Origin of the sequence: Arthrobacter sp. ZGTC212, assembly GCF_002929255.1 — a bacterium.
GTDB lineage: Bacteria > Actinomycetota > Actinomycetes > Actinomycetales > Micrococcaceae > Arthrobacter_B > Arthrobacter_B sunyaminii.
This window is the reverse complement of the sequence record NZ_PJIJ01000086.1, coordinates 1-528: the sequence shown is the minus strand read 5'-3', so window position 1 is coordinate 528 and position 528 is coordinate 1. Positions and strand designations below refer to the sequence as shown.

Sequence of the window (528 nt, the reverse complement as noted above, 5' to 3'; positions counted from 1 at the left end):
TATCCCGGGCGGAATGAAGACGCGCTTCTTCGACGACCGCACCGAGCAGTACAAGCCGCAGGACGATTCGCGGCTCAACGACCCCGCCAACACGGCACAGGCCATCCTGTTCGCGTTGAACCAGCCCACCGGCTGTGAGGTCCGCGAAATGCTGATCTGCCACGAGGAAGAGGGCTCCTGGCCCTAAACCAGCACAACGACCCACGCCGGAACCGACGGGAGGAACTTCATGCCCAGCATTGCCACAGAAACCACTGCACGCCCGGAAACCGCTGACAGCAGCGGCATCACCATCCGGAACCCCCGAACAGGTGATGTCCGTTGGACGGTGCCGGAGTCAGAACCGGAGGCGGTGTCCCACGCAGTAGAGGTGGCCCGAAGCGCTGCGTCGGATTGGGCCTCTACTGCGCCGGCCGAGCGGGGTGCGGCAGTCCGTGCCGCGGCTAAAGCGCTCGCTGCGGCAGCCCAGGAGCTCGCGGAACTCAACGCCAGCGAAACGGGCCGGCCAGTGGAGGAATCGCTCGCCGG

At 66.1% G+C, this 528-nt stretch carries 1 protein-coding gene and 1 pseudogene; both read left to right on the top strand.

The features are described from left to right. Nucleotides 1-187 (top strand): annotated as a pseudogene (locus CXQ89_RS18035) (short-chain dehydrogenase); the annotation flags it as partial. A 42-nt stretch (nt 188-229) separates the two neighbouring features. Then, nucleotides 230-528 (top strand): aldehyde dehydrogenase family protein (locus CXQ89_RS18030; RefSeq protein WP_146067316.1); only part of this gene is annotated, 299 nt, incomplete at its 3' end.